We start from the raw sequence: 24,322 nt of genomic DNA, 5'->3' as shown, positions 1-24,322 counted from the left end.
CCACCCGCTACGACAAGACCGCCCAGTCCTACAAAGCAGCCGTCACCCTCGCATCACTCCTGATGTGGGCCTGACACTTTGACGACAACTCCTAGCCCGAAGCCGACCGTTGTAGCGACTGCCACGGCCAGGGTGTTCAGAGGCGTCACGAAGCTGAGCGCTGCCACTGCGCCGACGCTGACCAGGACACCGACGACCGCCGCAGCCAGCGCCAGCAGCGCAGACCCGACCGCCCCGAGACCCAGGACGAGCAGCAGCAGCGCAACCGGGAGCGTGAACGCTCGACACGCCGCATGTCCCTCAGATCCGCAGCAACCATCTCGGCGAAGACGGGCGTCAGACCCGTCAAGGCGACCGTGACCCGCCCCCGCGACGCCCCTGACACGGCGGCGGAGGCCGCGGCGGCCACCCGCGGCGCAACCCGCTGCTGCTCCGCATGGTCTCCCCGGACCCCGACCAACAGATAGACGTGGTGCGGGTCGCGCTCCGGGCCGTGCGGCAACGCGAGCACCCCGCCGACGCCGGGAACAGCGGCCACGATCTGAGCGCAGCGAGACACGGCGTCCTGGTACGGGTTGTCGTCTACGCGCAAGATAGGAGAATCGAAGGCAAGGATCATCTGCTCAGATCCGAGCCCCGGCATTCCGTCTGCGATGAGTTCTTCCGTTCGGGCGGAGGAACTCGCTGGCACCTCCAAGGCCGGACCGCGAAGATGCCCGAGCCCGATGGCTGCGGCAAAGCACGTGACCACGAGCACGATCACCCAGGCGTACATCCTCCGCCGGCCCCGTCGGCTCCACCCGTCCGTCAAAGGTCCCCCCAGCCGTCGCCTGTTCGTGGCGGCACGGCTGTTTGCGCGCAGGATCCTGACTCACTCAGCGTGGAGCACGGCACCTGCCACCAGACCAAACAACGCCGTGTCCCGCGACAAGTTACGTACCGCCACTTCAAGTCGACAGCTCTGTGCGCTGCCGTCGTCCCCGGAGGACCTGGCGTACCAGATGCCGCCGCCGATGATCAGCGCGATGGCGACGGCCGCCGCGACGACGATGAACAGCACGGCGTTGTTCCGCCCGCCGCCGCCCGCCCCCGGCTGGGGCGCCATCGGCACGGCGGCCGGCGGCGGCGTCGGCCCTAACCCTGGCTTCAACGCAGAGCGGCGACACCCGCCAGGGTGCCATGATTGATTCACAGCGCCGCGCCGGCCTCGTGCGCGTCGTCCACGTACTTGCCTGGCCCTTGTGCAACTCGTCGGGCGGTGGCGCGCTGTCCGGCCTGAGTTCGGCCTATCCGCTGGTGGTCACGGCTGGAGTCTCTTCGGTCGCCTGTCTGGGGTGCCGGCTGTGCGCGCGCTCCCGCATGGGCCCCACCAAACCCAAGGCCACGGCGTAGCTTTGAGTGATATTTGCTGCGTGTGCGGGGCGCGTGAGATGGGAGAAGGGGGGAACCGTCGATGGCGTGCGGCGCGCGTATGCCCCTGATTCCTTGGAAGTAACTCTTATTTTGTGTGCTTGTAGGGCTGGAGTAAGGGCATCCGGTGGTCAGGAGGTTGATAACGATGGTTCCCCTGCTTCTGGTTCTTCTGCTGGCTCTGATCCTCTTCGGTGCGGGCTTCGCCCTGAAGGCACTGTGGTGGGATCGCAGTGATCGTGCTCATCGTGTGGCTTCTCGGCTTCGTCGTGCGCTCCGCGGACAGTGGCGGCCGCAAGGGCCGCTGGTACCGCTGGTAGACGAAAAAGCACCCGGCGCGAGGAGCGCGCCACGCGCAAGCAATGAGTGGGCCCGGCCGATACGGCCGGGCCCACTGGCGTGAAAAGAGAAGCTTGCCTGCTGCGGTTGGGAGGGAACGGGCTTATCGGGCGCACCGCAGGGTACGTGAGTCATGCACCGGCCCCGCAGGCTCAGCAGTGGAACCCTGCTCCTCCTGTCTGCGGGGCCGGTGCGTATCGCGCGTGCATCTGGGGCGTGTTGTGAAAGTGAGGGGGGCACGGCGTGCACGAGATTGTCGGGTGGCTATGGATGTTGACCACGTCATGACTCAAGGACCAGCGTCTCGCTCACTGTCGGACGAAGCCCTCTCCGACATGCTTGGCAGGCAACAGTTCGGCACGCTCGCCACCGTCAAGCGCAGTGGCCACCCCCACCTGACCACCATGCTGTACAGCTGGGACTCCGAGGCCCGCATTGTGCGGTTCTCGACGACGGCCGACCGCATCAAGGTCGGGCACCTGCGGCGCGACCCGCGTGCGGCGTTGCATGTGCAGGGCGGTGACGTGTGGTCGTTCGCCGTTGCCGAAGGCGAGGCCGAGGTCTCCGAGATCACGACGGTTCCTGGCGATGCGGTTGGTCGGGAGCTGCTCGGGATGATTCCTCAGGCCGCGAAGCCGGAGAATGAAGATGCGTTTCTGGAACAGTTGGTCGCCGAGCGCCGAGTGGTCATCCGGTTGAAGGTGGACCGGCTGTACGGAACAGCGCTCGACATCAGCGGCTAGTACTCCAGCTGTAGATCGCGATCTTCATGTCTGGGATGCGGCTTGTCGCGGGTAATGGCTGGTGAGGGATCGTTGTTGATGGAGCCGCCGCCAGTGCGACCAGCCGAGCCGGTAGGCCGTATCGTGGCGAGGCTGCACGGTGACCGTGATGAACAGGCGCTGGATCTCGTTGCAGGACAGCGGGGCCAGTCCGTCCGGGGCCGGGCTGCGGGCGTGTTCGTCGGCACGGACTACCGCGAGGAAGGCGTGGGCGAGCATCGCGAGGGTGACCCAACGGGTCCAAGAGCGGTAGCGGCGAACCTGGTGCTCGTCGAGTCCCGCCAACCCTTTCTCGGCCTGGGAAGGTCTCTTCCACGCGCCACCTCGAACCAGCGGTCTTGACCAGCACAGTCAGCGGGATTGGCTCGGCGGAGTGGCAGCGGAAATAGGCGAGTTCGCCGGTGGTGCGGCTGCGGCGGAGCAGGAGCTGGTGGCTGCCCGGCGTCGGCTCGACGAGGTCGACGACGGCCCAGTCGTAGAACCGTTGTCCCTTCGCACCGCGTCCGGCCGAGAGCTTCTGCCAAGCCCGCTTCGGCACCTTCTTCACCAGGACATCGGCGCGGAACCTCCCCGCACCCGTGGCCATTTCGGCCGAGCAGGCCACGGCAAGGACATAGCCGATGCCGCGCTCCTCCAGCGCCGCGCGCAGTCTCGGGTTGCCGCCATAGACCTCGTCACCCGTGACCCAGCCGACGCGGTGTCCGGCATCCCAGAACCGTTCGATCATCCTGAGGGCCAGGTCCGGCTTGGTTGCGAAGACGGTGTCCTCGCCGAGCCCCGCCGCCCGGCAGCGATCCGGATCGCCCGTCCACGAACGCGGAATGTACAACTCCCGGTCCACCGCCGCGTGTCCCCGGGCGCCGGCATAGACGAGGTAGACCGCGACCTGGGCATTCTCGATCCGTCCGGCCGTGCCGGTGTACTGGCGCTGGACCCCGACGGTGTGGATGCCCTTTTTCACGTCGCCGGTCTCGTCGACGACGAGCACCGCGGCTTCGTCGTGGAGGTGCGCGACGACGTATTCGCGCACGTCGTCGCGGCCGGCCTCGGCATCCCAGGCGGCCGGGCACAACAGATGCTGCATACCGTGCGGGCTGGCCTCCCCGACCCACTCCGCGATCGTCTAGCAGTTCTTGCGGGGCAGGTCCGACAGCAGGCCCAGTACCAGTCGCCCGGCTCGCAGGCGGGGTTCGTATCGAGCGAACCGGCCCGCGATGCGGCCCATGGCCGCCGCGAACGCCTCCCGCCGCCGACCGGGATCTATGCTGTGACCTGCGGCCACCATCTCATCGTCAGTCCACACAGCTCACGATGATCAACCGTGGTCGCACTCGTCCCCCACCGGACCCGGCCAGCACCATCACGCTCTACGAGCATTCGGTGAGCAACTCCGCCAGACAGTCGGCGAATTCAGTGAGCCAGTCCAGCCGTGGTCCACTGCGGGCGATACGAAAACCGTGGCGGCGGCCCCAGAACGCAGCCTGGACGGCATGGAACTGGGCCCACCGCTGGACGCGTTCACGGTCGAGTTCCGCGGCCTCGGCGAAGACGTCCACGACGCGGTGGACAGCCTTCGGCAGGTCATCCGCTTCAAGGAGCGTCAGCGCGCGCGACTTCAGCAGTGTCCCGCCATCGTAGGCGGGATCTCCCACGTACCCCTTGGGGTCGACAGCCAGCCACGGCTCTCGGCCGGCACGCAGGATGTTCCGGGCATGGAGGTCGCCATGGATGAGAGTGTCCGGCTGGTCCCGACCCAGCTCCCGAACAGTCGCCACGGCGGCATCCAGCACCTGCTGCGGCAGTGCATGCGGCAACTCCTCGGCGTCGTTGCACAACTGCTCCTCCCAGGCATCGACCTGCTCACGCAGCCGGGGCAGGCCGGACGGTGCGGGGATGGCCAGGCGGCGATTGAGCCGCCCGGCCACCGTCACAACCTCGTCGCCATCCTCGACCTCCGCCAGGGTCGACGGCTGAACCCGCTCCAGCAGCATCGCGAACCGCTCGTCGTCGCGTTCATGCAGCAGGACGGCGCCGCGTCCGCCCCACGCGGCGAACGCATCCGGCTCATGGACGTTGCCGGGATGCGGAAACGACACCTTCAGCACGGCGCTCTCCTCAGCCCGCCGCCGTACCGGAACGATGACCCCGACGCCCCCGTGCATGACCTCGCCATCCGGCACGCACCCCCAGCGCCCCAGCAATTCGTCGACGATCCCGGGCAGCTCGGCGAGCCACGCCGCCCCGGCCTCCCCCTCGCGGTCGACAGTGCTCTGTGCGAACTCCTCTGGCATCGCGATCATGCTGGCACCCTACGCGCCAGCCCGCCACAGCCACCAAGCCCAAGCCGGCCGCTGCCACCCGTCGGACCGCGCACTACGAAGATCGCGATGTACAGCTGGAGTACTAGCGGTCGACGACGCCGAACTGTTCCGGCGGCTCCGGCACAAGGCTGAACAGTTTCAGCGGCTCCTGGTCCCACGTCTGCCGGACCTGAGCCCCTTCCAGGCTGCCGCTGCCTATCGGCCCGCCCCCACACCCGGTCTCCTGGGCGGCGACTGGTACGACGCCTTCCTGATCTCCGACGACACCTGCACAGCCGTCATCGGCGACGTACTCGGCCACGACGTGCACGCGGCCGCTGCCATGTCACAGACGCGGCCCATGCTGCGGGCGCTGATGTACGACAGCGACTCATCCCCCAGCGACCTCCTCACCCGCCTGGGCCGGGCTCTGCAGGCCATCACGGACACTCCCGTCACCACAGCCTGCCTCGCACGACTCGAACCTGCGGGACCCGGCATATGGACACTGCGATGGAGTTCCGCCGGACACTGCCCGCCCATCCTCGTCACCCCCGACCGACACGCCCACAGCCTCGCCATCGACTCGGATCTGCCCCTCGACGTGGACATCGCCGTGCCACGCCGCGACCACACCCACACCGTGCCGGCCGGCTCGACCATCGTCTTGTTCACCGACGGACTGATCGAGCATCCTCACCAACCCATCAACGTCGGGCTGGACCACCTCGCCGCTACCGTCGCGCGCCACGCCCACCTGCCACTACGCCCCTTCGTGCAGGCCCTGACAGACGAACACTGCAGCGACGGACACGACGACATGGCCGTTCTGGCTCTCCGGCCTCCATTGAAGTTGCCGAGCGCGGGCGTCCGTGAACCTGCATTGCGAAAGATGGGCTGCATGGACAAGCCAGCCATCAACGGCTTTTCTGGCGCAGGACCGCCGTGACCCGCCCGCCGGCGTCTGGGTGCGGTTGGCAGGGTTCTGCTGCGCTCGGCGCTCGTTCGGGCGACACTGCAGCCCCGCCCGCGCAACGACCGCAGCCGGTTCGCCCCGTTCGGGCGCGCGCTGGCGTTCCCGGGTCGGCACCCGGTGGGGTCGCGACCGGACTCGGGGACTGGACGCGACACCACCGCCCGGAGGGCATGCACAACGCGCGCAGCGGGGTGCCGCCCCGTGCCAGTCAGGCACACGGAGCCGAACGGGTGGCTTGATCACAGGCCGACTGCGTACGCCCCGCGGGCCGGAAGCGGAGGTGCGGACAGATGCGGGCCGACGACGGCGTTCATACGCTGATGGAGCTCGGGGTGAGCACGAGAGGTGGGTCATGCCCCGCACGATCTTGTCCGGCGCGCTCCTTCGGCCTGGTCACCGATCAACGTGGTCGGCGCCACCGAGGACCACAGCATCCGCTTCCACCAGTACCACCTGCCGTTCCGGCGGAGACCGGCAGCGGCGTGCTGTTCTGGCAGGCGGCGTCCCTGGCGGCGTTCGCGCGGCGGGTGGCGGGCGAGGATGTGCGTGTCGCGACGGCCCGCGACGGGCTCGGGGTGGACCGGTTGCTCGACGCTGCCCGGGACTCGGCCGCGTGGGTGCCAGTCACTCCGTGTGACGGGCGGCGACGGGGCGGCCGCGCGTCCCAGGGGCGCCGCGGCCGGTGGGCCCTGCTTTTCCGCCGGCCGGGGGCACGCCGCCCCGGCCCGCTGGACCATAGAGCGCACGATGGCCTGGCTCGCCGGCTGCCGCCGACTCCACCGCCGCTACGAGCGCAAGGCCGAACACTGCCTCGCCTTCACGAGCATCGCCTGCACCCTCATCTGCTACCGCAGACTCAGATGACGTCTAAGCGATGGCGAAGCAGGCGTGTGTGTCAGCGGGGCGCGGGCCGTCGACGTGGTCGACCACCGTCGGCGCAACGGGCCGCTGGTTCCTCGCAGGCCGCAGGCGTTCGCGTACGGGGGCGGATTCTCGTGTCCGGCGAGTGCCTGAAAGGTGGTCAGTCGGACGCGGCTGCGCTCAGGTTGCGGCGGAACGAGCCCGGCGTGCGCAGCGCCTTCTCGATGTCCTCCAGGGACCGGCCGCGGGTCTCCGGCACCTTCAGCGCGACGAACACCACGCACAGTACGTTCATCGCCGCGTACACGAAGAACGTGCCCGACCGTCCGATCGCCCCGATCGCGCTGAGCGCCGTCACGGCGATCAGCAGGTCGAACCCCCAGACTCCGAGAGTCGCCAGGCTGGTGGCCGGCCCCCGTACCGACAGGGGGAGGACCTCAGGAGCGATCAGCCACACCACCGACTGGATGCCGATGCCGTTGCAGAGTATGTAGGCGAACAGCGCCACGATGACCAGGGGCTTCGGGGCCTGTGCACCCCCGCCGAGGAAGGCCGCGCCGAGCACGGCCATCGCGAGTCCCGACAGGGGGACGAACCACAGGATCGTGCGCCGCCGGCCCAGCGCGTCGACCGCGATGGCCCCCGTCACGCCGGCCACCACCAGCATCAGCCCGATGCCCACGCCCGTCAGCAACGCGACCGAGTCCCCGAACCCGGCGTCGGCCAGGATCGTCGGCGCGTAGTAGACCATCGCGTTGATGCCCGTCAACTGGGAGAAGGCGGCGATGCCGACGGCGACCAGGAGCGCCGGACGGATCCACCGCTGGCGCAGCGCGCGCCGGTCCCCGGCCGGGGCGGAGACCTCGCTGATGCCCGCGATCTCCGCGTCCACGTCGGCGCCCACGGGCCGCAGCCGCGTGAGGACGGCGCGAGCGGACTCGGCGTCGCCGCGTTCGACGAGCCATCGGGGACTCTCCGGCAGCCTCATCATGCCCACGGCCAGGACGGCTGCCGGAATCACCGCCAGTGCGAACATCACCCGCCAGCCCCCGTGCTCGGTCAGCAGCCAGCCGCACAGGTACGACACCAACTGGCCGATGGCGACCATGAGCTGGAACAGCACCATGAGCCGGCCGCGGATCGCCGCGGGCGCCACCTCCGCGATGTAGACGGGCACCATGTTGGAGGCGCCGCCGACGGCGAGCCCCAGCACGAAACGGGCCGCGATCAGCGCGCCCGTGTCCGGAGCGACCGCGGAGGCGAGCGCTCCGGCGGCGAAGACCACGGCCACCCACTGCACGACGCGCCGGCGTCCGTGCCGTACCGCCAGGCGTCCCGACCACAGAGCGCCGACCATCGCGCCGACGAGGATCACACTGACGACGACCTCCTGCGCGCGGGACGACAGGTGGAGGTCCTCACGCAGGTGCAGCAGGGCGCCCGAGATGATGCCCGTGTCGTATCCGAAGAGCAGGCCGCCCAGCGCGGACACCGCGGCCACCGCATACAACTGCCGAGGGTGCCGGCCCGCGGTGCGCGCGTCGCGCGGGCGCTGCGCGGTGAGCTCAGGCATCGCCCATGACCAGACCCTCGATGGTGTGCTTCTGCGTGACCGGGACCAACTCGTCCACGACCGGGCAGTCGAGGTGACGGCGCACCCGCTCCGGCAGCTGCTCCCAGAAGCTGTACGTGACGGCGAGGTCGTGCCGCTCCCCGTTGTTCGCCTCGGGGCCGTCGACGCCCAGGACGAGGACGGGGCGCGGGCGCGGGGAGTGGTTGGTGGTGCCGCGGTGGATCGTCAGAGCGGTCCGGGCGGAGATGTCTCCGCGCTGCGGGTATTTGCGCACGGCGCGCTCCACGTAGTGGGCGTACTGCGACTTGGGCGGGAACATGCCGTGGTCGAATTCGGCGCCGTCGTCCCACTGGGTGCCGGGCGCGATCTCGAAGGGACCCATGTCCTCGGCGGTGTCCACGGTGGTGACGTTGAACGCGAGCGAGGTCAGACGGCGTTCCCTGCGGGTCTCCTCCGGCATCGGGAAGTCCCGGTGCCACGGCTGGTTGACGGCGCCCTCCAGCGGCACGTCGAAGCCGATCTCGACGATACGGTAGTCCGGGCCGAGCACGGCGGTGCACAAGGAGCGCACCCAAGGGTGGTCGACGAGGTCTACGAAGCCCCTGATCTGCTCGGGATGGATCTCGACGTAGTAGCGGTTCGGCCCGCGTCCCACCGCGCCGCCCGGCCGGGACAGCGCTTCCTTGAACGCGAGGTCGACGTCCTCGCGGAGCACGTCGGCCCACTGAACGCTGAAAGCGCCTTTACGTGCGGTGATGCCGTCGGAGTAGAGGGCCTCCACGTCGGCGGTGACGTCGGCGTCGAGGGCGGAGGGCGTGGTTCCGGGATACAGATGTGCACTCACAATGCGGCTCCTCGGTGGGGGAGCCTCTATGTTGCAACGTTGCATTCTTCGTTGCAATACCTCCCGCCGCCCCTATTTCGATGGCTCCGGGACCCATGCGAAGATGTCCGGCGTGACCAGCCGCCTCAAAGACGTCGCCGCCCTGGCCGGGGTGTCGATCAGGACCGTCTCGAACGTCGTCAGCGGCTCCGGCGCCGTCGCCGAGCACACCCGTGCCAAGGTCCAGGCCGCCCTGGACGAACTCGGCTACCGCCCCAACGTCGCCGCCCGCAACCTGCGCGCCGGCCGCACAGGGCTGATCGGTCTGGCCATCCCCGAACTCCATTCGCCGTACTTCAGCGAACTCGCGGGACTCGTCGTGCAGGCGGCGCAACAGCGCTCCTGGACCGTCGTCATCGACCAGACCTTCGGCGACCCCGACGCCGAGCGCCGCCTACTCGAAGGCACCGGCGGACGGCTCGTCGACGGCCTGATCATCAGCCCCTGGGCCCTGCGCCCCGAGGAACTCGCCGCACGAGCCCAGCGGACGCCCCTCGTCTTCCTGGGCGAACGCAGTCCCGCTGGCCTCGCCGACCGTGTGGCCGTGGACAACGTGGCGGCGGCCGACGAAGCGACCACCCACCTGCTCGGCCTGGGACGCCGCCGCATCGCCGCCATCGGCCTGCAGCCGCACCTCCACAACGGCACCGCCCGCCAGCGCCACGAGGGGTACCACGCGGCCCTCGACCGCGCCGGTCTCGCTCCCGACCCCGCCCTGGAACGGACCGTCGAGACCCTGCACCGCAAGGACGGCTACGCCGCGATGTCAGCGTTGCTCGACGAGGGCGCGGAGCCCGATGCCGTGTTCGCCTTCACCGACGAACTCGCCCTCGGCGCGCTGCACTGCGCCCACAACCGGGGATTGTGCGTCCCGGAGGATGTGGCGGTCATGGGCTTCGACGGCATCGACGACGCCCGCTACGCCAACCCCGCCCTGACGACGGTCGTGCCGGACAAGCGGCAGATCGCAGAGCGCGTGCTGCAGTGTCTCGCCGACCGCATATACAGCCCGGCTTCGGTGCCGCCGCAGGACATCGTTGTCCCCCACCACCTGGAGATCCGTGCCAGCACCGTGGGACGTGCAGGGGAGTCTTACGAGCCGACGCACTGATGGTGTGCGAAAGCGGCCAGTCGGGCAACCTGGTCGTCAGGTATCCCGCGGGCCAGGTTTCGACTCGCTGGGACGGCCGCCGCTGTCCTCACCGTCAGCGTCCGCGACGCTAGTCCAGCGGGGCGGTACGGCCGGGCTCTTGGTGCCCAGCGGCGCGCTCATGGGGCGGCCACCTTGGCCACGCCGACCATCGCGTCCCGCGTCACCAGGGACACGAGTTCCTCCTCGGTCAGGTGCTCTGTGCCGGCCGGGCGTTCGGGCAGCACCAGCCAGCGCACCTCACTGGTGGAGTCCCGGACGATGATCTGCACGTCGTCGTCGAGCTCGAGTCCCATTTCGGCCAGTACCGAGTGGGGATCCTTGACGACGCGCGAACGGTAGGCAGGGTCCTTGTACCAGCTCGGTGGGAGGCCGAGCACCGGCCAGGGGTAGCACGAGCAAAGTGTGCACACCACCACGTTGTGGGTGATCGGGGTGTTCTCCACGACCACGATGTGCTGGCCCATCGGGCCCCCGAAACCCATTTCCTTGATGGCCGCGGTACCGTCCTCTAGCAGTCGCCGCCGGTAGTTCGGGTCGGTCCATGCCTTGGCGACGACCTTGGCGCCGTTGAGCGGTCCCACGTTGGTCTCGTAAGTGGTGATGATCCCGTCCATCACCTTCGGGTCGATCAGGCCGCGCTCGGTGAGCAGCTGCTCGAGTGCTTCGGTGCGCAGGGCCACGGGAAGGCGTTCACCCGTTGGGCTGGTGGTGCTCATGCGGTTTCTCCAAGTAGCTCTCGAACAGCTCTACGGTGAGGGCGAAGGATCTGGCATCGGCGCCCCACAGTTCGCGTGAGCGGAATCGCACCGAGTAGACGTGCTGCGGGTTCTCGCCCTGGAAGTGGGCGTTGGTGTCCGGCAACACGGCTGCGGGTTGGATGCGTTCGACGACTCCGACGTGTCCCCGTACGTACCGCGGAAGTCTGGAGTGTCCTGCCGGTGACATGTCCTTGGCGCGTACACGCTCGCCGGCGGCGAAGACCGGCGCGGCGTCTACTGTGCGAAGCGAGCCCGGCGCGGTGGGCGCGTAGTCGGGCAGGGCCGGCTCCGGGATAGGCGGTTCTTTCACGTCTTCGCCGCGCAGGTTGCGGGCGCGGGCGTCGACCGCGCCCGCCGCCAGGATGGCGCTGTCGGTAAGCATCAGCTCCGCGCCGTTGAGCCAGCGTCCGTAGTAGCCGTCGTTCAGATAGGCGTCTCGGTCCAGTCGCTCCAGCGCGTGACGGAAGGCGTCCACGTTCCCTCCGGCCACCCCGTACGAGACAAGCGCCAACGCGAATGCCCGGCCGTGCCACGTCTCCGCGAAGACTGGCTCATCGACTTCAGGTGGGGGAACAGGGCCCCAGCCCGACGTACCACCCATATCCGCTATGCCATCCATTGCACAACACCCCTCGTTTGCTCAGGCGCATCCACTGGATCGTCTGGTATCGGCCTCAGGGGGGCGCAGCTGCGCCATCAGACCCTGGCGATTACGAGTATATCCTCTTTATTGGTGGGGTGTGCAAGCGGTGGGCGCACGAGAGGACTCCACCGACGAGGGTCCGCGCCAGGGCAGTGCTTCCTCGGCGGTGCAAGCAAGGGGTGACCCGAGTCGGGCCCGCTGTCAACCTGGTCCCCCTGACCGGCTGACGTGTCTCTCGCTTCGATCCCGCCAGAGCGCCGAGGCACAGCGAGCCGACCAGGGCAAGCATCCTCGACCGCCACCGCGCGGCCCTGCGCGTCCGCGGCACCGTGCCGGCCGACACCGAACTCGTGTGGGACTGCGGCGACAGCCGGACGCTGTACTCCACGGTGGGTCCACTGCGCTGCGTGATCAGTCCCTGTCCCGGTGAGGTCCCTCTGCCGGGTGAGGCGACCCGGCTTCTGGCGAGCACACCGGTACCGTGAGCACTACGTCCGGTCGGCTGTCGCCGCCATACGGTGGGCTCATCCCTTCGCATCCGAGGTCGTCTCGGGCACCGGGCGGGCCGCAGCTGCCCCGATGACCTGAACGTCCGCCCCGTGAATCCCGCCGCGGTGTGCCGCGACGGGACAACGTCGCACCATGGGGGACGATCAGTCGGCCCCCACCCCTACAGGACTGCCCACCGTGCGGCGGGTACCGCCGTTCGGCGTCTGACAACGCGCCCCTACGCCACTGGCCGGGGTCACTTTCCTGGGGTCGATGAGCGCCGGAGGGCTTCGGCGATGATCTGTACGAGGTGGCGGCTGTCGAGGCCGGCGAGGTCGCGGACCTGAGTGCGGCAGGAGAACCCGTCGGCGAGGATCCGCCGGTCAGGACTGAACGATGCCTTGGCGAGGATGCCCTCCCGTGCGATCTTCTCGGAGACTCGTAGTGGCCTTCTCCATGCCGAAGTTCCCGGCGAGGCCGAAGCATCCGGCGAAGATCTAGACGGACGAGGAGCTTCTCGGCTGCTCGCGGCGGCTCCAGCCGATGGAGGTGAGCAACTCGGCGATGGTCTTGACCGAGCGGGCCAGCTCGGCAGCGCGGGGGTCGTCGGCGAGGAGCTCCACGAGGTACGGATGCGGTGTGCGGCGCGCGCCCTCCCAACCCCCCGGCCTCCTCATCACTCCCCTCGCAGCCCAGTCGGGGCGCAGCCCAGCAGTCCTGCCGGCCTGCGCCGTGACCATCACGGTCGCGACCGCCCTCGTCTCCTGCGTCCCGGACATGTTCCGTATCAGGTGGCTCACCGGCGAGCCATGCCTCGAGGGCATCACATGACGATCGTGAAGGAGAGCATGCATAGCGAATGTTCGTCGGACCGGGGTCACGGCGTCGTCCGGATCGCCTCGCCCATGAGACGTTGCAGATACAGCCCGCGCGCTGCGTCGAGTTCCGTCGGCTGGTTCGTGCGTACGGCGGTGGCGAAGCTGCGACGCAGGATCGGCCAGCACTCCTCGTGGTCGATCTCCGCCGTGTCGTAGCTCAACGGGGCTTCGGAGCCGAAGAGTTCGACCCGGGTGAGCGCGCGGTCGACGACGACGGAGCCCGACAGGGACGCCTGACTCACGGCACCGTTCTCGTGCTCACAGGTCAGTTCGATCCATCGGCGGGGGTCGCCGGAGCCGCGTATCGCGGTGATGGGCGAGACGGCGGTGTCCAGCAGGTCGAGCAGATGCGGGCCGAGGTCGAGCAGCGCGCCGTGCTCAAGGCGCCATCCGGTCGCGAAGTCGCCGCCGAGGAACGCTCCGTGGAGGTAGCAGGAGCGGGCGCCGCTGACCTCGCGGCCCCGCGCGGCGTCGAGGAAGGCGTCGGTGACCGGGTGGTAGCGCTTGGTCAGGACGAGTTGTGAGACCACGCCCGCGTCGAGCACGGCGTCGGCGACACGTTGTGCTGCAGGCAGGTCCGGGCCGAGCGGTTTTTCCAGCAGCAGCGCTTTTCCCCGTCGTGCCGCCGACGGCGCCAGTTCAGCCTGTACGGCGGGGGGGACGGCGAACGCCACGGCCTCGCACCGGTCGAGGAGGTCGTCGAAGGAGGCGGCGACGTGTGCGCCGTAGGGTGCGGCGGTCTGCCGCGCGGCGTCGGGGCGGCGGGCCCACACCGCGGCGAGCCGGGTCTCCGGCCCGGCGGCGAGCATGCGGGCGTGCATGGCGCGGGCCCAGGGGCCCGCGCCCACGAGGCCGACCTCGACGGGGCGGTCCGTCCAAGGGGCAGAGGTGACGGTCACGGTCTTCCTGTCTGTACGAGTGTGCTGCGCGCGCGGGGCCCGGCAGCCCCGCTCGCCGTGGCGGATCCGCGTGGGCGGCCCGTTCAAGCGGTGAGTGAGCCGAGCCGGGCGTCGGCCCGGTCGGGGGAGTAGAGGATCTCGACGACCATGGCGGCCGCCCCTATGACGCCCGCGTGGGCGCCCAGGCGTGAGGTGACGACCTGGAGGTTCGCGGTGGCACGAGGGAACGCGCGCTGGTAGAGCAGCTCCCGGACACCGGTCATGAACGGGACCCCGGAGAGCTCGCCGGCGATCATGAGGACGCCGGGGTTGAGCAGGCTGACCACGGTCACGAGAACCTCGCCCGCCCTCCGTCCGGCCTCCCGGGCCAGCCGGACGGCGTCGGGGTGCCCTTCGGTGAGCAGGCGCCTGACATCGGTGGCCGACGCGACGTCGAAACCGAGGGCGCTCAGGTCCCTCGCCAGCGCCCGGCCGCTGGCGACGGCGCCCAGGCAGCCATGGGAGCCGCACATGCACAAGACGTCGGTTCGGTCGTGCAGGCGGATGTGCCCGATGTCGCCGGCGCCGCCGTCGATCCCGCGGTACACCTTGCCGTCCACCACGACACCGGCACCGATGCCGGTGGAGACCTTCACGAGGACGAACGCAGTGCAGTCCCGGTGATTGGCCTGCTGTTCGGCCAGTGCCATGAGGTTGGCGTCGTTGTCCACGAGCACGGGGACGGGCCCCCCCTCCAGGCTGCCGCCGACGTGCTCGGCGTAGGCCTGCTGAAGACGCTCCGGGATGGGGTACCGGTCCCAGCCGGGCATGATCGGCGGTTGGATGACCCGGCCCGTCTCCCACTCCACGGGACCGGGGACGGACAGCCCGATCCCGCAGACGTGCCCGGCGTCGACACCCGCGGCGGCGAGGAGGTCCGGAAACCACCCGGCCAGTCGGTCCAGCACCACCTCCGGCCCCTCGGTGATGTCCAGCGGCCCGGTGTTCTCGGCGAGGATCGTGCCGCTGAGATCGAGGACCGCGGCGCGGGCGTATCTGGTTTCCAGGTCCACGGCGATGACCGAGGCGTGCCTCGGGTCGAACACGATCCGCTGGGACGGACGGCCTCCGGTGGAGGAACCCGTCACGTGCCTGAGCCATCCCGCCCGGTTGAGCAGGTCCAGGCGCTGGCCGACGGTCGAACGCGAGAGCCCGGTGATCCGCTGGAGATCGGCGCGGGTGTTCGCGTGGCCGCCGCGGATGAGCTGCAACAGCTCGCCCGCGCTGATCTGGCTCGGTGTCAGCATCGGTTCCCTCATGGTCTCAGCTCTTGTCGGCACCGCTGGTCAAACCCTCGGTGAGCAGCCGCTCGGCGGCGAAGAACAGGAGTACCACGGGGATCGTCAGGACCACCGATCCGGCCATCAGTACGGTCTTCGGCACCTCGACGCCGTTGGAGAGCTGGGCCAGGCCCAGCGGCACCGTCCACTTGCCCGGGTCCGCGGCGAGGAAGAGCAGGGCGAACAGGAACTCGTTCCACGCGATCATGAAGACGTACAGCCCGGTTGCCATGAGGGAGGGCAGGGCCAGGGGAAGAACCACCTTGCGGACGGTCTGCAGCCGGCTGCACCCGTCGAGCGCCGCAGCCTCCTCGATCGAGGGGGGAATGGTGACGAGGTAGTTCTTGAGCATGTAGATGGCCACCGGCACGGTCTGGGCGACGTAGACGACGGCGAGGCCGAACAGGCTGGAGGACAGGTGCAGTTTGGCGAAGACGACGAACAGCGGGACGGCCAGCAGCGTCGCAGGGAACAGGTAGACGGCGAGGAAGAGGGCGCTGACCTGGCGGTGTCCGAAGAACTTCAACCGGCTGATCGCGTAGGCGCCGGGTACCGCGGCCAGCATGGTCAGGGCGACGGTGCCGAGCGAGACCAGCGCGGAGTTGAGCAGGAACTTCAGGAAGCCCTGGCCACCGTCGTCGGTGGAGCGCAGCACGTCGCGGTACGTGGAGAGGGTGAAGTCCTTCGCCGAGACCCACAGGGAGCCCGGGTCGAGCAGCAGCGCGTCGATCGGCTTCAGCGACAGCAGCAGCATGTAGTAGAAGGGCACCACCGTGATGACGGCGAGGAACGCGATGACCACCCAGCGCGCGACGCCGAAGAATCTCTCCTCGAACTGAGCCCGGCTCATCACGACTCCTCCTGGACCTTGTTGCCGAAGAACTTGAAGTAGAGGCCCATCAGGACCATGAGCGAGACGGCCAGGACCAGGGCCTGGGCGGCCGCGGCACCCACGTCGTAACGGGCGGTGAGGAAGTCGTAGACCCGCACGGCGGCGACGTCGGTACCGGCGCCGCCGCCGGTCAGCAGGTAGACGTCGTCGAACTTGTTGAAGGTCAGGATGAAGCGCAGCACGCACAGCAACGCGATGACGGGCATCAGCTGGGGCAGCAGAATGTGGCGGAACCGCTGGGTGGTGGTCGCGCCGTCCACCAGGGCGGCCTCCTCCAGCCCGCCGGGCACCGCCTGGAGCCGGGCCAGGATGAACAGGAACGCGAACGGGAAGTACCGCCAGGTCTCGAAGGCGATGACGGTCAGCAGCGCCAGCGGCACGTCGAAGTGCAGGCCGAACAGGTGCACTTCGTACGAGCGGGTGGAGAGGAAGGCAATCGGATCGTCCCAGCCGAACAGGCGGTGGCCCCAGTTGTTGACCACGCCGTACTGCGGGCTGAGCGCGACCTCCCAGACGAAGGAGACCGCGACGACGGGGGCGACGTACGGCAGCAGCATCGCCGCGCGCAGCAGGCCGCGGCCGCGGAACGGCTTGCGCAGGGCGAGCGCGGCGACCAGGCCGAGGGCGACGGAGCCGAACGTGGCGCCGGCGGTGTACAGCAGGGTTGTGGTCAGGCTGGACCAGAAACCGGCCGAGCCGAAGACCTGGTCGAAGTTGTCCAGGGTCCAGTTGCCGAACAGGCCCATGCCCTGGATGTCGACCAGCTTGGCGTGCTGGAACGCCAGCAGGACGGTCCACAGGATGGGGAGGATCACCACCACCAGGACCACCACGAACGTGGGTGAGACGAACGCGAGGCCGGCGCGGTTGGCGCGGCGGCTCGTCGTCATGGGGCGGCGGGCGCGTTCGGCGGGCCGGTCCGTGGACCTGCCGCCGGTGTGCCGGCGCTGGGGTGCGCCGGCTGGAGCTGTTGTCATGAGGGGACCTTTGTAACGTGCAGGAGGGCGGCTACTGGAGGGACTTCTGCAGGGCGGTGACCTCGTCGTCGGCCTCGCCGGCCGCCTCGGAGGGGGAGATCTGTCCGCTGGTCATGGCGCCGATGGCCTTCGGCACGGGCAGTTCGCCGTTGGTGGCGCCGACGAGCGCGCCCTCGCCCTGGGTGATGCCCCAGCGCCGCATGTTGCTGACTCCGTCGGCGAGCTGGTTGAGCAGGCTAGCGGGGTACACCTTGTCGAAGGGCTGCTTGGTGTCGACGCCGATGGTGCTGTGGCGCCAGGCCTCCAGGTAGCGTCCGGGCTGCGCGGCGGTGCCGGTCCGGACGGGGATCTTGCCCTCGGGCGCCATGCCGAACCAGGACTCGTAGCCGGTGCCCATCATGTACTCGATGAACTCGCGGGAGGCCGCCGTCTCGGCGGTCTTGGTGGTCACCCATGAGGTGATCTCGCCGAACTGGGCGGGCCGGGCGGCGTCGGGGCCCTTCATCGCGGTGACGATGCCGCTGTTGCGTGACAGGTACCGCGGGTCGTCCTTGCACTGCGGGCAGCTGGGCAGGGCGTCCTTGCGCAGGCCGGCGAGTTCGTCCAGGAGGAACGAGGACCAGATGATCGAGGAGGACTGGCCCGCGAAGTAGGTGGCGCGGGTAGAGTCCACGGTCTGGGTGCCCGGGGCGCCGTAGGTGCGGGCCAGCTCGTCGTAGGTCTTGAACGCGGTTCGGCACTGCGGCGATTCGAGGGCGACCTGGTGCCGGCCGTCGACGAGCTGGCAGTCGTCGGCGAGTGCGATGCTCTCGAAGCTCTGCGAGGTGAAGGCGTCTCCCGGGTCGGTGGCCACGGAGATGCCGTAGCGCCCCTTGGTGGTCAGCGCCTTGGCGCCGGCGACTGCCCGGGCGTAGGTGTCCGGAGCCTCGAGGTGCTTCGAGTCGAACTGGTCCTTGCGGTAGACCAGCAACTGCAGCCAGGCGTCGGAGGGCACGCCGAGGCTCCGGCCGCTGTCCGAGGTGAGCCTGAGCGCGTTGGCGTTGAAGGTTTTCCGGCCCAGCCCGTCGATGATCTGCCGAGGTATGTCCGTGTTGAGCAGGCCGTTGCTGTACATCTGCCAGACCTGGCCCATGGGCGCGGCGCCGATGACGTCGGGCAGCGAGCCCGAGGCGGCGGCCGACATGATCAACTGGGGCATCTGGCCCTCGTCGACCCCGACGAGGTGGACCTTGATGCCGGTCTTCTCTTCGAACCCCTTGACGATCCTCTGCGTCACGGCGACGCGATCAGGGAGGTTCTCCTGTGACCAGACCGTGATCTCCCGGTCGGGTCTGCCCGGTCCTGTGCTGCTGGCGCAGCCAGTGAGCAGCCCCAGGCCCAAGGCCGCCGTGATGCCCACCGCGATCGTCTTCGATCGCCGGCTCATGGTGTGCATTGCATGTCCTTGCTACGACTTCCGTCTGTTGAAGACGCATCACAGCATCACTTTTGCTGGTTGACAAGACATAAGCTCGGGATATTGTCGACGCAACCGCACTCGCAACCCCCTTCCGGAGTCATCCGTGGAACGCGTCGTCCAATTCACCGGCCCCCGCCAGGTGGAGGTAACCGAGCAGGCCGGAGCCGATCTGCCCCCCGGGCACCTGAGGGTCCGCACCCGCTACTCGGGCATCTCGGCCGGTACCGAACTCACCGCTTACCGCGGGACCAACCCGTACCTGACGCGGACCTGGGACCCCGAGGCCCGGCTGTTCCGCGACGGCGCGGCCGGCATCCAGTACCCTGTGGCCGGCTGGGGCTACTCCGAGGTCGGGGAGGTCGTCGAAGCCGCCCCCGACCTGACCGGGACCCCGGGCCTGCCGCAAGCGGGCGACCTGGTCTGGGGCATCTGGGGCCACCGCAGCGAGGGCATCGTCCCCGCCGAGCGCATGATCGGCCACACCCTGCCCGCCGGCCTGGAGCCGCTGGCCGGCGCCTTCGCCCGGGTCGGCGCCATCGCCTACAACGCCGTCCTGGCCGGCGACATCCACCTCGGCGAGGACGTCGCCGTCTTCGGCCAGGGCGTCATCGGACTGCTCACCACCCGCCTCGCCCAACTCAACGGCGCCCGCGTCACCGCCGTCGACGCCCTCGACGGCCGCCTCAAGACCGCCGAGCGCTACGGAGCCCGGCACACCCTCAACGCCCGCACCGACGAGGTCGCCGAACGCATCCGCGAAGCCACCGGCGGCCTCGGCGCCGACCTCGCCATCGAGATCAGCGGCGCCTACCCCGCCCTGCACACCGCGCTGCGCTCGGTCGCCGTCGGCGGCCGGGTGGTGGCCTCCGGCTTCTACCAGGGCGACGGCATCGGCCTTCGCCTCGGCGACGAGTTCCACCACAACCGCGTGCAGCTCATCTGCTCCCAGATCGGCGGCGTCCCCCCGCAGCTGTCCCACCGCTGGACCGTGGAGCGCCTCCAGCAGACCTTCCTGCGGCTGGTCGCCGAGGGCCAGGTGGACGTCACCTCCCTGGTCAGCCACGTCATCCCGGTCGCCGACGCCGCCGACGCCTACGTGCTGCTCGACGAGCGCCCCGCCGAGGCGCTGCAGGTCGTGCTGGAATTCTGAACGCTTCGAAAGGCCCCTCATGCTCAAGACCGCGGCGCAGGAACAACTCCTGCCCGGAGACACCCTGCAGGCCAAGTGGGAGTTCGCCCAGGAGGCGGGCTACGACGCCATCGAACTGCGCGGCAAGGGCGACTTCCACTTCGCCTCCCGCCTCGACGAACTGAAGAAGGCCCGCAAGGACGGCGTGGTCATGCCCACCGTGTGCGTCGACATGCTGCACTTCCTCGGCGCCTTCGACGCGGACCTGCGCCGCGACGCCGTCGACCAGATGAAATCCCAGCTCACCGTCATCGCGGAGATCGGCGGCCGGGGCGCCCAGACCCCGGCCTCGTACGGCATGTTCTCCCGCCGTCTGCCGCCCTTCGAACCCCCGCGCACCGAGGAGGAGGACCGCGAGATCCTGCTCAGCGGCCTGACCGAACTCGGCGAACACGCCCGCAGGGAAGGTGTGACCCTCTTCCTGGAGCCGCTGAACCGGTACGAGGACCACATGGTCAACCGGCTGGAGCAGGCCGCCGACCTGATCCGCGCCACCGGCCTGGACTCGATCAGGATCGGCATCGACAGCTACCACATGAACATCGAGGAGAGCGACCCCGCGGCCGCGATCCTCGCGCACGCCGACGTCATCGGCCACGCCCAGGTCTCCGACTCCAACCGCTTCCAGCCCGGAGCCGGCCACCTCGACTGGTCCGCCTGGCTCGGCGCCCTGCACACCATCGGCTACGACGGCCACCTCGCCCTCGAATGCCGGCTGACCGGCGACCCCGTCGAAGCCGTCCGGTCCGTCCCCGCGTTCCTCAAGAGGTCCGGCGCGTGAAGTCCCTCCTGGACCGACCCGCGCCCACCGCCGCCGCAGACCTGACCCTGCGGCGCGGTGCGGCGCGGGTCCTCATCGACAACTGGACCGGCGCCTCGACCGTTCCGTCCCGCACCCTCTACCCCCACCAGTGGAGCTGGGACTCCGCCTTCATCGCCATCGGCCTGCGTCACCTCTCGGTCCGCCGCGCCCAGCAGGAGCTGGAGTCACTGCTGTCCGCCCAGTGGGCCGACGGACGCATACCTCACATCGTCTTCAACCCTGCCGTACCGGACGACGCCTACTTCCCCAGCCCCGACTTCTGGCGCTCCTCCGCCGCCGGGCGGCCGGCGGGCGCGCCGGCGGCACCCGAGACGTCCGGCATCGTCCAGCCACCAGTGCACGCCCTGGCGGCCTGGCTCGTGCACCGCGCCGACCCCGAGGAATCCCGCCGGCGCGGCTTCCTCACCCGAGTCCGCCCCCGCCTCGCCGCCTGGCACGACTACCTCCTGGGCCAACGTGACCTCGGCGGTGGCGGACTAGCCGCCGTGGTCCACCCCTGGGAACCGGGCATGGACAACAGCCCCTGCTGGGACCAGGCCCTCGTACGCGTGGAACCGGCCGCTCCGGACGCCTTCCGCCGTGCCGACCTCAACCACGGCCATCCCGCCGACAGACCCACCGACCTGGATTACGGCCGCTACGTCCGCCTGGTCACCGACTACCGCGACGCCGGCTACGACGACCACGCCGCCCGGCACACCTTCGCAGTGGAAGACCCCTGCTTCAACGCCCTGCTCATCGTCAGCGAACGGGCTCTCGCGGCCATGGCACGGGAGACCCGCGCGGACGCCGCAGTGCACTCCGCCCGCGCCGACGCCCTCACCCGACACCTGATGACCCGTCTGTGGGACGACAACGCGGGCCTCTTCCGCGTCCGCGATCTGGCCACCGACACCCTGGTCGGAGAAGACTCCGTCACCGGCCTGACACCGCTCCTCGCCCCCCACCTGCCGCCGCACGTCGTCAGCCGCCTCGTCGACACCCTCACCGGCCCGCGCTTCGACGCACCGGCCACCCAGCTCGTCCCGAGCTACGCCCTGACCGGCCACGCCTTCGACGCCCAGCGCTACTGGCGCGGCCCCGCCTGGTTCAACACCGCCTGGCTTATCCACCGCGGTCTGCGCACGCACGGCCGGGAACAGGACGCCGAACGGCTGCGGCGGGGATTCCTCAGCGAGGCGGGACGGTCCGACTTCGCCGAGTACGTCGACCCGACCACCGGTGCTGCCCGGGGCGCCCGGCACTTCTCCTGGACCGCCGCCCTCACGCTCGACCTGCTGTGCGCCGACCCCAAGGAGCCCACCCCATGACCCCGGCCGACACCCTCGTCCAACTCGTGCGGGACGCCACCTTCGCCCGTGTCGACACCACCGGGGGCATCCACGGCACCCACGGCACCGCACCCGACGGACTGTTCCTGCGCGACGGCCGCCACCTCAGCCGCTGGCACCTGACTGTCGACGGCACCGAACCCGTCGCCTTGGTACCCGCCGACGCCACGACGGACGACACCGCCGTCTGCGTCCTCACCCCGAGAGGCACCCGGGACAACCCGCCAGCCTTCACCGTCTTCCGCGAACAGTCTGTCGGTGCTGGGGAGTTCACCGAACACCTGCGCCTGGTGAGCAACCGTCCCGAGCCGGTCACCGCCCTGGTGGAGATCACCGCCGACGCCGACTTCGCCGACCTGTTCGAACTGCGCGCGGACGACCGCCGCTACGCCAAGCCCGGCGCCCGCCGCGAGAGCCAGCACACCGACGACGGATTGGTCTTCGACTACCACCGCGCCGACTGGCACTCCCGGACCACCGTCGTCAGCCACCCGCCGCCTACCGGCCACGACACAGTCGTGGGCCTGCCCACCGCCCGCACGCTGCGGTGGCAGCTGCCGCTCGCCGCGCACGGCGAGGCCGAACTTTGTCTGACCGTCCGCGCGTTGCCGCACGGACTGCCGGCCGGTGCTCCCGCCGTGCCACGGCCGCGGCGACAGACCACGGCGCCGGCCGACGACCTGGCCCGCACCTGCGAACGGGGCCTGGCCGACGTGGACCTGCTGACCGTCGCGGTCACCGGCCTGGACGGTGAGGAGGTCGCCGTCCCCGCCGCCGGCATCCCGTGGTTCCTCACCCTCTTCGGCCGCGATTCACTGCTGACGTCGTACTTCCTGCTGCCCGAGCGGCCCGGGACGGCAGCCGCCACCCTGAGCGCCCTCGCGGCGACCCAGGGCCGTCTCCACGACCCCGTGAGCGGCGAACAGCCCGGACGCATCGTCCACGAGACCCGTCACGGTGAACTCGCGCACTTCCGGCAGGTCCCCTACGGCCGCTACTACGGCGCCGTCGACGCCACACCGCTCTTCCTCGTCCTGCTCCACGCCCACCACGAGACGACCGGCGACTCGTCCCTGGCCGTTCGGCTGGAGCAGCACGCCCGGCGAGCCGTCGACTGGATGTTCACCGACGGCGGCCTGGACGAACACGGCTACCTCGTCTACCAGCCCGACCCGAACGGCCTGGTCAACCAGAACTGGAAGGACTCGGCGGGCGCCATCTGCTTCACCGACGGCACACAGGCCCAGGGCCCCATCGCCGTCTCGGAAGCCCAGGGCTACGCCTACGACGCCCTGGTCCGCACCGCCGAACTGGCCGCCGCGGTCTGGCAGGACCCGTCCTACGCCGGCCGCCTGCGCGAAGCCGCCGAAGGGCTGCGCACCCGTTTCGTCACCGACTTCTGGATGCCGGACACCGACTTCCCCGCCCTGGCCCTGGACGGCCGGGGACGCCAGGTCGACGTCCTCGCCTCCGACGCCGGCCACCTCCTGTGGTCGGGAATCCTCGACCCGGCACGGGCCCGCCGGGTCGGACAGCGGCTGCTGGAGCCGGACTTCTTCTCCGGCTGGGCGATCCGGACGCTCGCCGCGGGCCAGAAGCCCTACCATCCGCTGTCCTACCACCGCGGCAGCGCCTGGCCGCACGACAACGCAGTCATCGCGCTCGGCCTGGCCCGGTACGGACTCGCCGACCAGGTCGGCGCGGTCGTGGACGGCCTGGTGGCGGCGGCAGCGCCCTACGGGTACCGCCTGCCCGAGGTGCTGGCCGGCTACGACCGTACGGCCACGGTCCGCCCGGTGCCCTACCCCCACTCGTGCTCCCCGCAGGCCTGGGCCGCGGCGACCCCGCTCGCCCTGCGAACGGCGTTGCGAATGGTGTGAAGCCGGCAACTCCCCACGGACGCGCGCGGCCGGGTCGGTGCCCGGGACGACGGCCTGGACGCCGGTGTCGGCGTACGTCTTCGGCGTCAACGTGGACAGGTACCGGCCGGCGGGGTGCGCGGCTGACGGGCGGGCGGCGTCGATGGCGTGGGCGGTGGCCCAGGAGTGCCCGAAGCGCAGTAGTTCGGTGGCGGTGACCGCGGCGTCGGTGTCGAACGCCTCGATCCGGATGACGTAGCCGCGGACCTTCCTGCCATCGCAGTGCCGGGTCACCGTGCCGGGGGCGGCGGACAGCCCACAACGGGCGGCAGCCGCCTGTTCAGAGCTGTTCGCCGAGGAGGTGCTGGCCGTGCCGTTCGTGCTGTGCCCGGCCACCACCGACCGGGCGACCGCCGAGGATTGGCTCGACCCGGCGTGGGGCGCGGCCGGCATCGAGGGCGTCGTCGTGAAAGGCCTGGCCCAGAAGTACCAGCCGGGCCGCAGGGGCTGGATCAAGGTACGAGCCCGC

20 protein-coding genes and 3 pseudogenes are annotated in these 24,322 nt (G+C 69.9%); 9 read left to right on the top strand and 14 right to left on the bottom strand.

The genetic code is table 11. From position 1 onward, the window contains the following. Positions 1 to 145: 145 nt before the first annotated feature. Both AB0947_RS36440 and AB0947_RS36435 read right to left on the bottom strand, forming a co-directional pair. The gene (locus AB0947_RS36440; protein WP_366754663.1) at positions 146 to 763 is read right to left on the bottom strand and encodes a hypothetical protein; all 618 of its coding nucleotides are present in this window, start codon (positions 761 to 763) and stop codon (positions 146 to 148) included. Positions 764 to 871: 108 nt separating this feature from the next. Further along, positions 872 to 1,060: a hypothetical protein gene (locus AB0947_RS36435; protein WP_366754662.1), complete on the bottom strand. Its 189-nt coding sequence runs from the start codon at positions 1,058 to 1,060 to the stop codon at positions 872 to 874. 498 nt (positions 1,061 to 1,558) lie between these two features. On the opposite strand from AB0947_RS36435, the pseudogene AB0947_RS36430 reads away from it, so the two are divergent. Together AB0947_RS36430 and AB0947_RS36425 are read left to right on the top strand one after the other, a co-directional pair. Further along, positions 1,559 to 1,730, top strand: a pseudogene (locus AB0947_RS36430) (hydrophobic protein). 303 nt (positions 1,731 to 2,033) lie between these two features. Beyond that, positions 2,034 to 2,492, top strand: coding sequence for a PPOX class F420-dependent oxidoreductase (locus AB0947_RS36425; RefSeq protein ID WP_366754669.1), 459 nt, complete (start codon positions 2,034 to 2,036; stop codon positions 2,490 to 2,492). 24 nt (positions 2,493 to 2,516) lie between these two features. Here the strand turns inward: AB0947_RS36425 and AB0947_RS36420 are convergent. Next, positions 2,517 to 3,756, bottom strand: a pseudogene (locus AB0947_RS36420) (IS701 family transposase). A 142-nt stretch (positions 3,757 to 3,898) separates the two neighbouring features. After that, positions 3,899 to 4,831, bottom strand: coding sequence for an aminoglycoside phosphotransferase family protein (locus tag AB0947_RS36415; protein ID WP_366754661.1), 933 nt, complete (start codon positions 4,829 to 4,831; stop codon positions 3,899 to 3,901). Here AB0947_RS36415 and AB0947_RS36410 point away from each other — a divergent pair. Further along, positions 4,830 to 5,780, top strand: coding sequence for a PP2C family protein-serine/threonine phosphatase (locus tag AB0947_RS36410; protein ID WP_366754660.1), 951 nt, complete (start codon positions 4,830 to 4,832; stop codon positions 5,778 to 5,780). The two genes, AB0947_RS36415 and AB0947_RS36410, sit on opposite strands and share 2 nt — an antisense overlap. Before the next feature lie 753 nt (positions 5,781 to 6,533). After that, positions 6,534 to 6,671, top strand: a pseudogene (locus AB0947_RS36405) (IS5/IS1182 family transposase); the annotation flags it as partial. Between the two features lie 157 nt (positions 6,672 to 6,828). Here AB0947_RS36405 and AB0947_RS36400 read toward each other — a convergent pair. After that, positions 6,829 to 8,241: a sugar porter family MFS transporter gene (locus tag AB0947_RS36400; protein ID WP_366754659.1), complete on the bottom strand. Its 1,413-nt coding sequence runs from the start codon at positions 8,239 to 8,241 to the stop codon at positions 6,829 to 6,831. Continuing rightward, positions 8,234 to 9,085: a phytanoyl-CoA dioxygenase family protein gene (locus AB0947_RS36395; protein ID WP_366754658.1), complete on the bottom strand. Its 852-nt coding sequence runs from the start codon at positions 9,083 to 9,085 to the stop codon at positions 8,234 to 8,236. Before AB0947_RS36395 ends, AB0947_RS36400 begins: the two co-directional genes overlap by 8 nt. 112 nt (positions 9,086 to 9,197) lie before the next feature. Here AB0947_RS36395 and AB0947_RS36390 point away from each other — a divergent pair, with 112 nt between their 5' ends. Further along, the gene (locus AB0947_RS36390; RefSeq protein WP_366754657.1) at positions 9,198 to 10,235 is read left to right on the top strand and encodes a LacI family DNA-binding transcriptional regulator; all 1,038 of its coding nucleotides are present in this window, start codon (positions 9,198 to 9,200) and stop codon (positions 10,233 to 10,235) included. 158 nt (positions 10,236 to 10,393) lie between these two features. Here the strand turns inward: AB0947_RS36390 and nthA are convergent, their stop codons facing one another. From nthA to AB0947_RS36350, 8 genes are all read right to left on the bottom strand, one after another. Further along, entirely contained in the window at positions 10,394 to 10,993 is a 600-nt protein-coding gene (gene nthA / locus AB0947_RS36385; RefSeq protein ID WP_366754656.1) for a nitrile hydratase subunit alpha, read from the bottom strand. Beyond that, positions 10,968 to 11,654 carry a nitrile hydratase subunit beta gene (gene nthB, locus AB0947_RS36380; protein WP_366754655.1) on the bottom strand — a complete coding sequence of 229 codons (687 nt, stop codon included), beginning with the start codon at positions 11,652 to 11,654 and terminating at the stop codon, positions 10,968 to 10,970. Before nthB ends, nthA begins: the two co-directional genes overlap by 26 nt. Before the next feature lie 1,010 nt (positions 11,655 to 12,664). Then, positions 12,665 to 12,790: a hypothetical protein gene (locus tag AB0947_RS36375; RefSeq protein ID WP_366754654.1), complete on the bottom strand. Its 126-nt coding sequence runs from the start codon at positions 12,788 to 12,790 to the stop codon at positions 12,665 to 12,667. A 254-nt stretch (positions 12,791 to 13,044) separates the two neighbouring features. Continuing rightward, positions 13,045 to 13,944: a Gfo/Idh/MocA family oxidoreductase gene (locus tag AB0947_RS36370; protein ID WP_366754653.1), complete on the bottom strand. Its 900-nt coding sequence runs from the start codon at positions 13,942 to 13,944 to the stop codon at positions 13,045 to 13,047. An 83-nt stretch (positions 13,945 to 14,027) separates the two neighbouring features. Then, on the bottom strand, positions 14,028 to 15,242 hold the full coding sequence (locus tag AB0947_RS36365) for an ROK family transcriptional regulator (protein ID WP_366754652.1): 1,215 nt from the start codon (positions 15,240 to 15,242) through the stop codon (positions 14,028 to 14,030). Positions 15,243 to 15,246: 4 nt separating this feature from the next. After that, positions 15,247 to 16,113, bottom strand: coding sequence for a carbohydrate ABC transporter permease (locus tag AB0947_RS36360; protein ID WP_366754651.1), 867 nt, complete (start codon positions 16,111 to 16,113; stop codon positions 15,247 to 15,249). Beyond that, positions 16,113 to 17,132 carry a sugar ABC transporter permease gene (locus tag AB0947_RS36355; RefSeq protein ID WP_366754650.1) on the bottom strand — a complete coding sequence of 340 codons (1,020 nt, stop codon included), beginning with the start codon at positions 17,130 to 17,132 and terminating at the stop codon, positions 16,113 to 16,115. The genes AB0947_RS36360 and AB0947_RS36355 overlap by 1 nt, the downstream gene beginning before the upstream one ends. 31 nt (positions 17,133 to 17,163) lie before the next feature. Continuing rightward, positions 17,164 to 18,567 carry an extracellular solute-binding protein gene (locus AB0947_RS36350; protein ID WP_366754649.1) on the bottom strand — a complete coding sequence of 468 codons (1,404 nt, stop codon included), beginning with the start codon at positions 18,565 to 18,567 and terminating at the stop codon, positions 17,164 to 17,166. Between the two features lie 127 nt (positions 18,568 to 18,694). On the opposite strand from AB0947_RS36350, the gene AB0947_RS36345 reads away from it, so the two are divergent. The 4 genes from AB0947_RS36345 to AB0947_RS36330 are packed head-to-tail and all read left to right on the top strand — an operon-like array spanning position 18,695 to position 23,814. Beyond that, on the top strand, positions 18,695 to 19,741 hold the full coding sequence (locus AB0947_RS36345) for a zinc-binding alcohol dehydrogenase (protein WP_366754648.1): 1,047 nt from the start codon (positions 18,695 to 18,697) through the stop codon (positions 19,739 to 19,741). A 19-nt stretch (positions 19,742 to 19,760) separates the two neighbouring features. Continuing rightward, a complete protein-coding gene (locus AB0947_RS36340) occupies positions 19,761 to 20,561 on the top strand; it encodes a sugar phosphate isomerase/epimerase family protein (RefSeq protein ID WP_366754647.1) in 801 nt (266 codons plus the stop codon). After that, positions 20,558 to 21,913 carry a trehalase family glycosidase gene (locus AB0947_RS36335; protein ID WP_366754646.1) on the top strand — a complete coding sequence of 452 codons (1,356 nt, stop codon included), beginning with the start codon at positions 20,558 to 20,560 and terminating at the stop codon, positions 21,911 to 21,913. The genes AB0947_RS36340 and AB0947_RS36335 overlap by 4 nt, the downstream gene beginning before the upstream one ends. Then, positions 21,910 to 23,814, top strand: coding sequence for a glycogen debranching N-terminal domain-containing protein (locus AB0947_RS36330; RefSeq protein WP_366754645.1), 1,905 nt, complete (start codon positions 21,910 to 21,912; stop codon positions 23,812 to 23,814). Before AB0947_RS36335 ends, AB0947_RS36330 begins: the two co-directional genes overlap by 4 nt. Positions 23,815 to 24,322: the final 508 nt, after the last annotated feature.

Source organism: Streptomyces sp. NPDC047841 (genome assembly GCF_040704085.1).
Taxonomy (GTDB): domain Bacteria; phylum Actinomycetota; class Actinomycetes; order Streptomycetales; family Streptomycetaceae; genus Streptomyces; species Streptomyces argyrophylli.
Note: the sequence above shows the minus strand (reverse complement) of the source record. Positions and strands in the feature narration are given on the sequence as shown.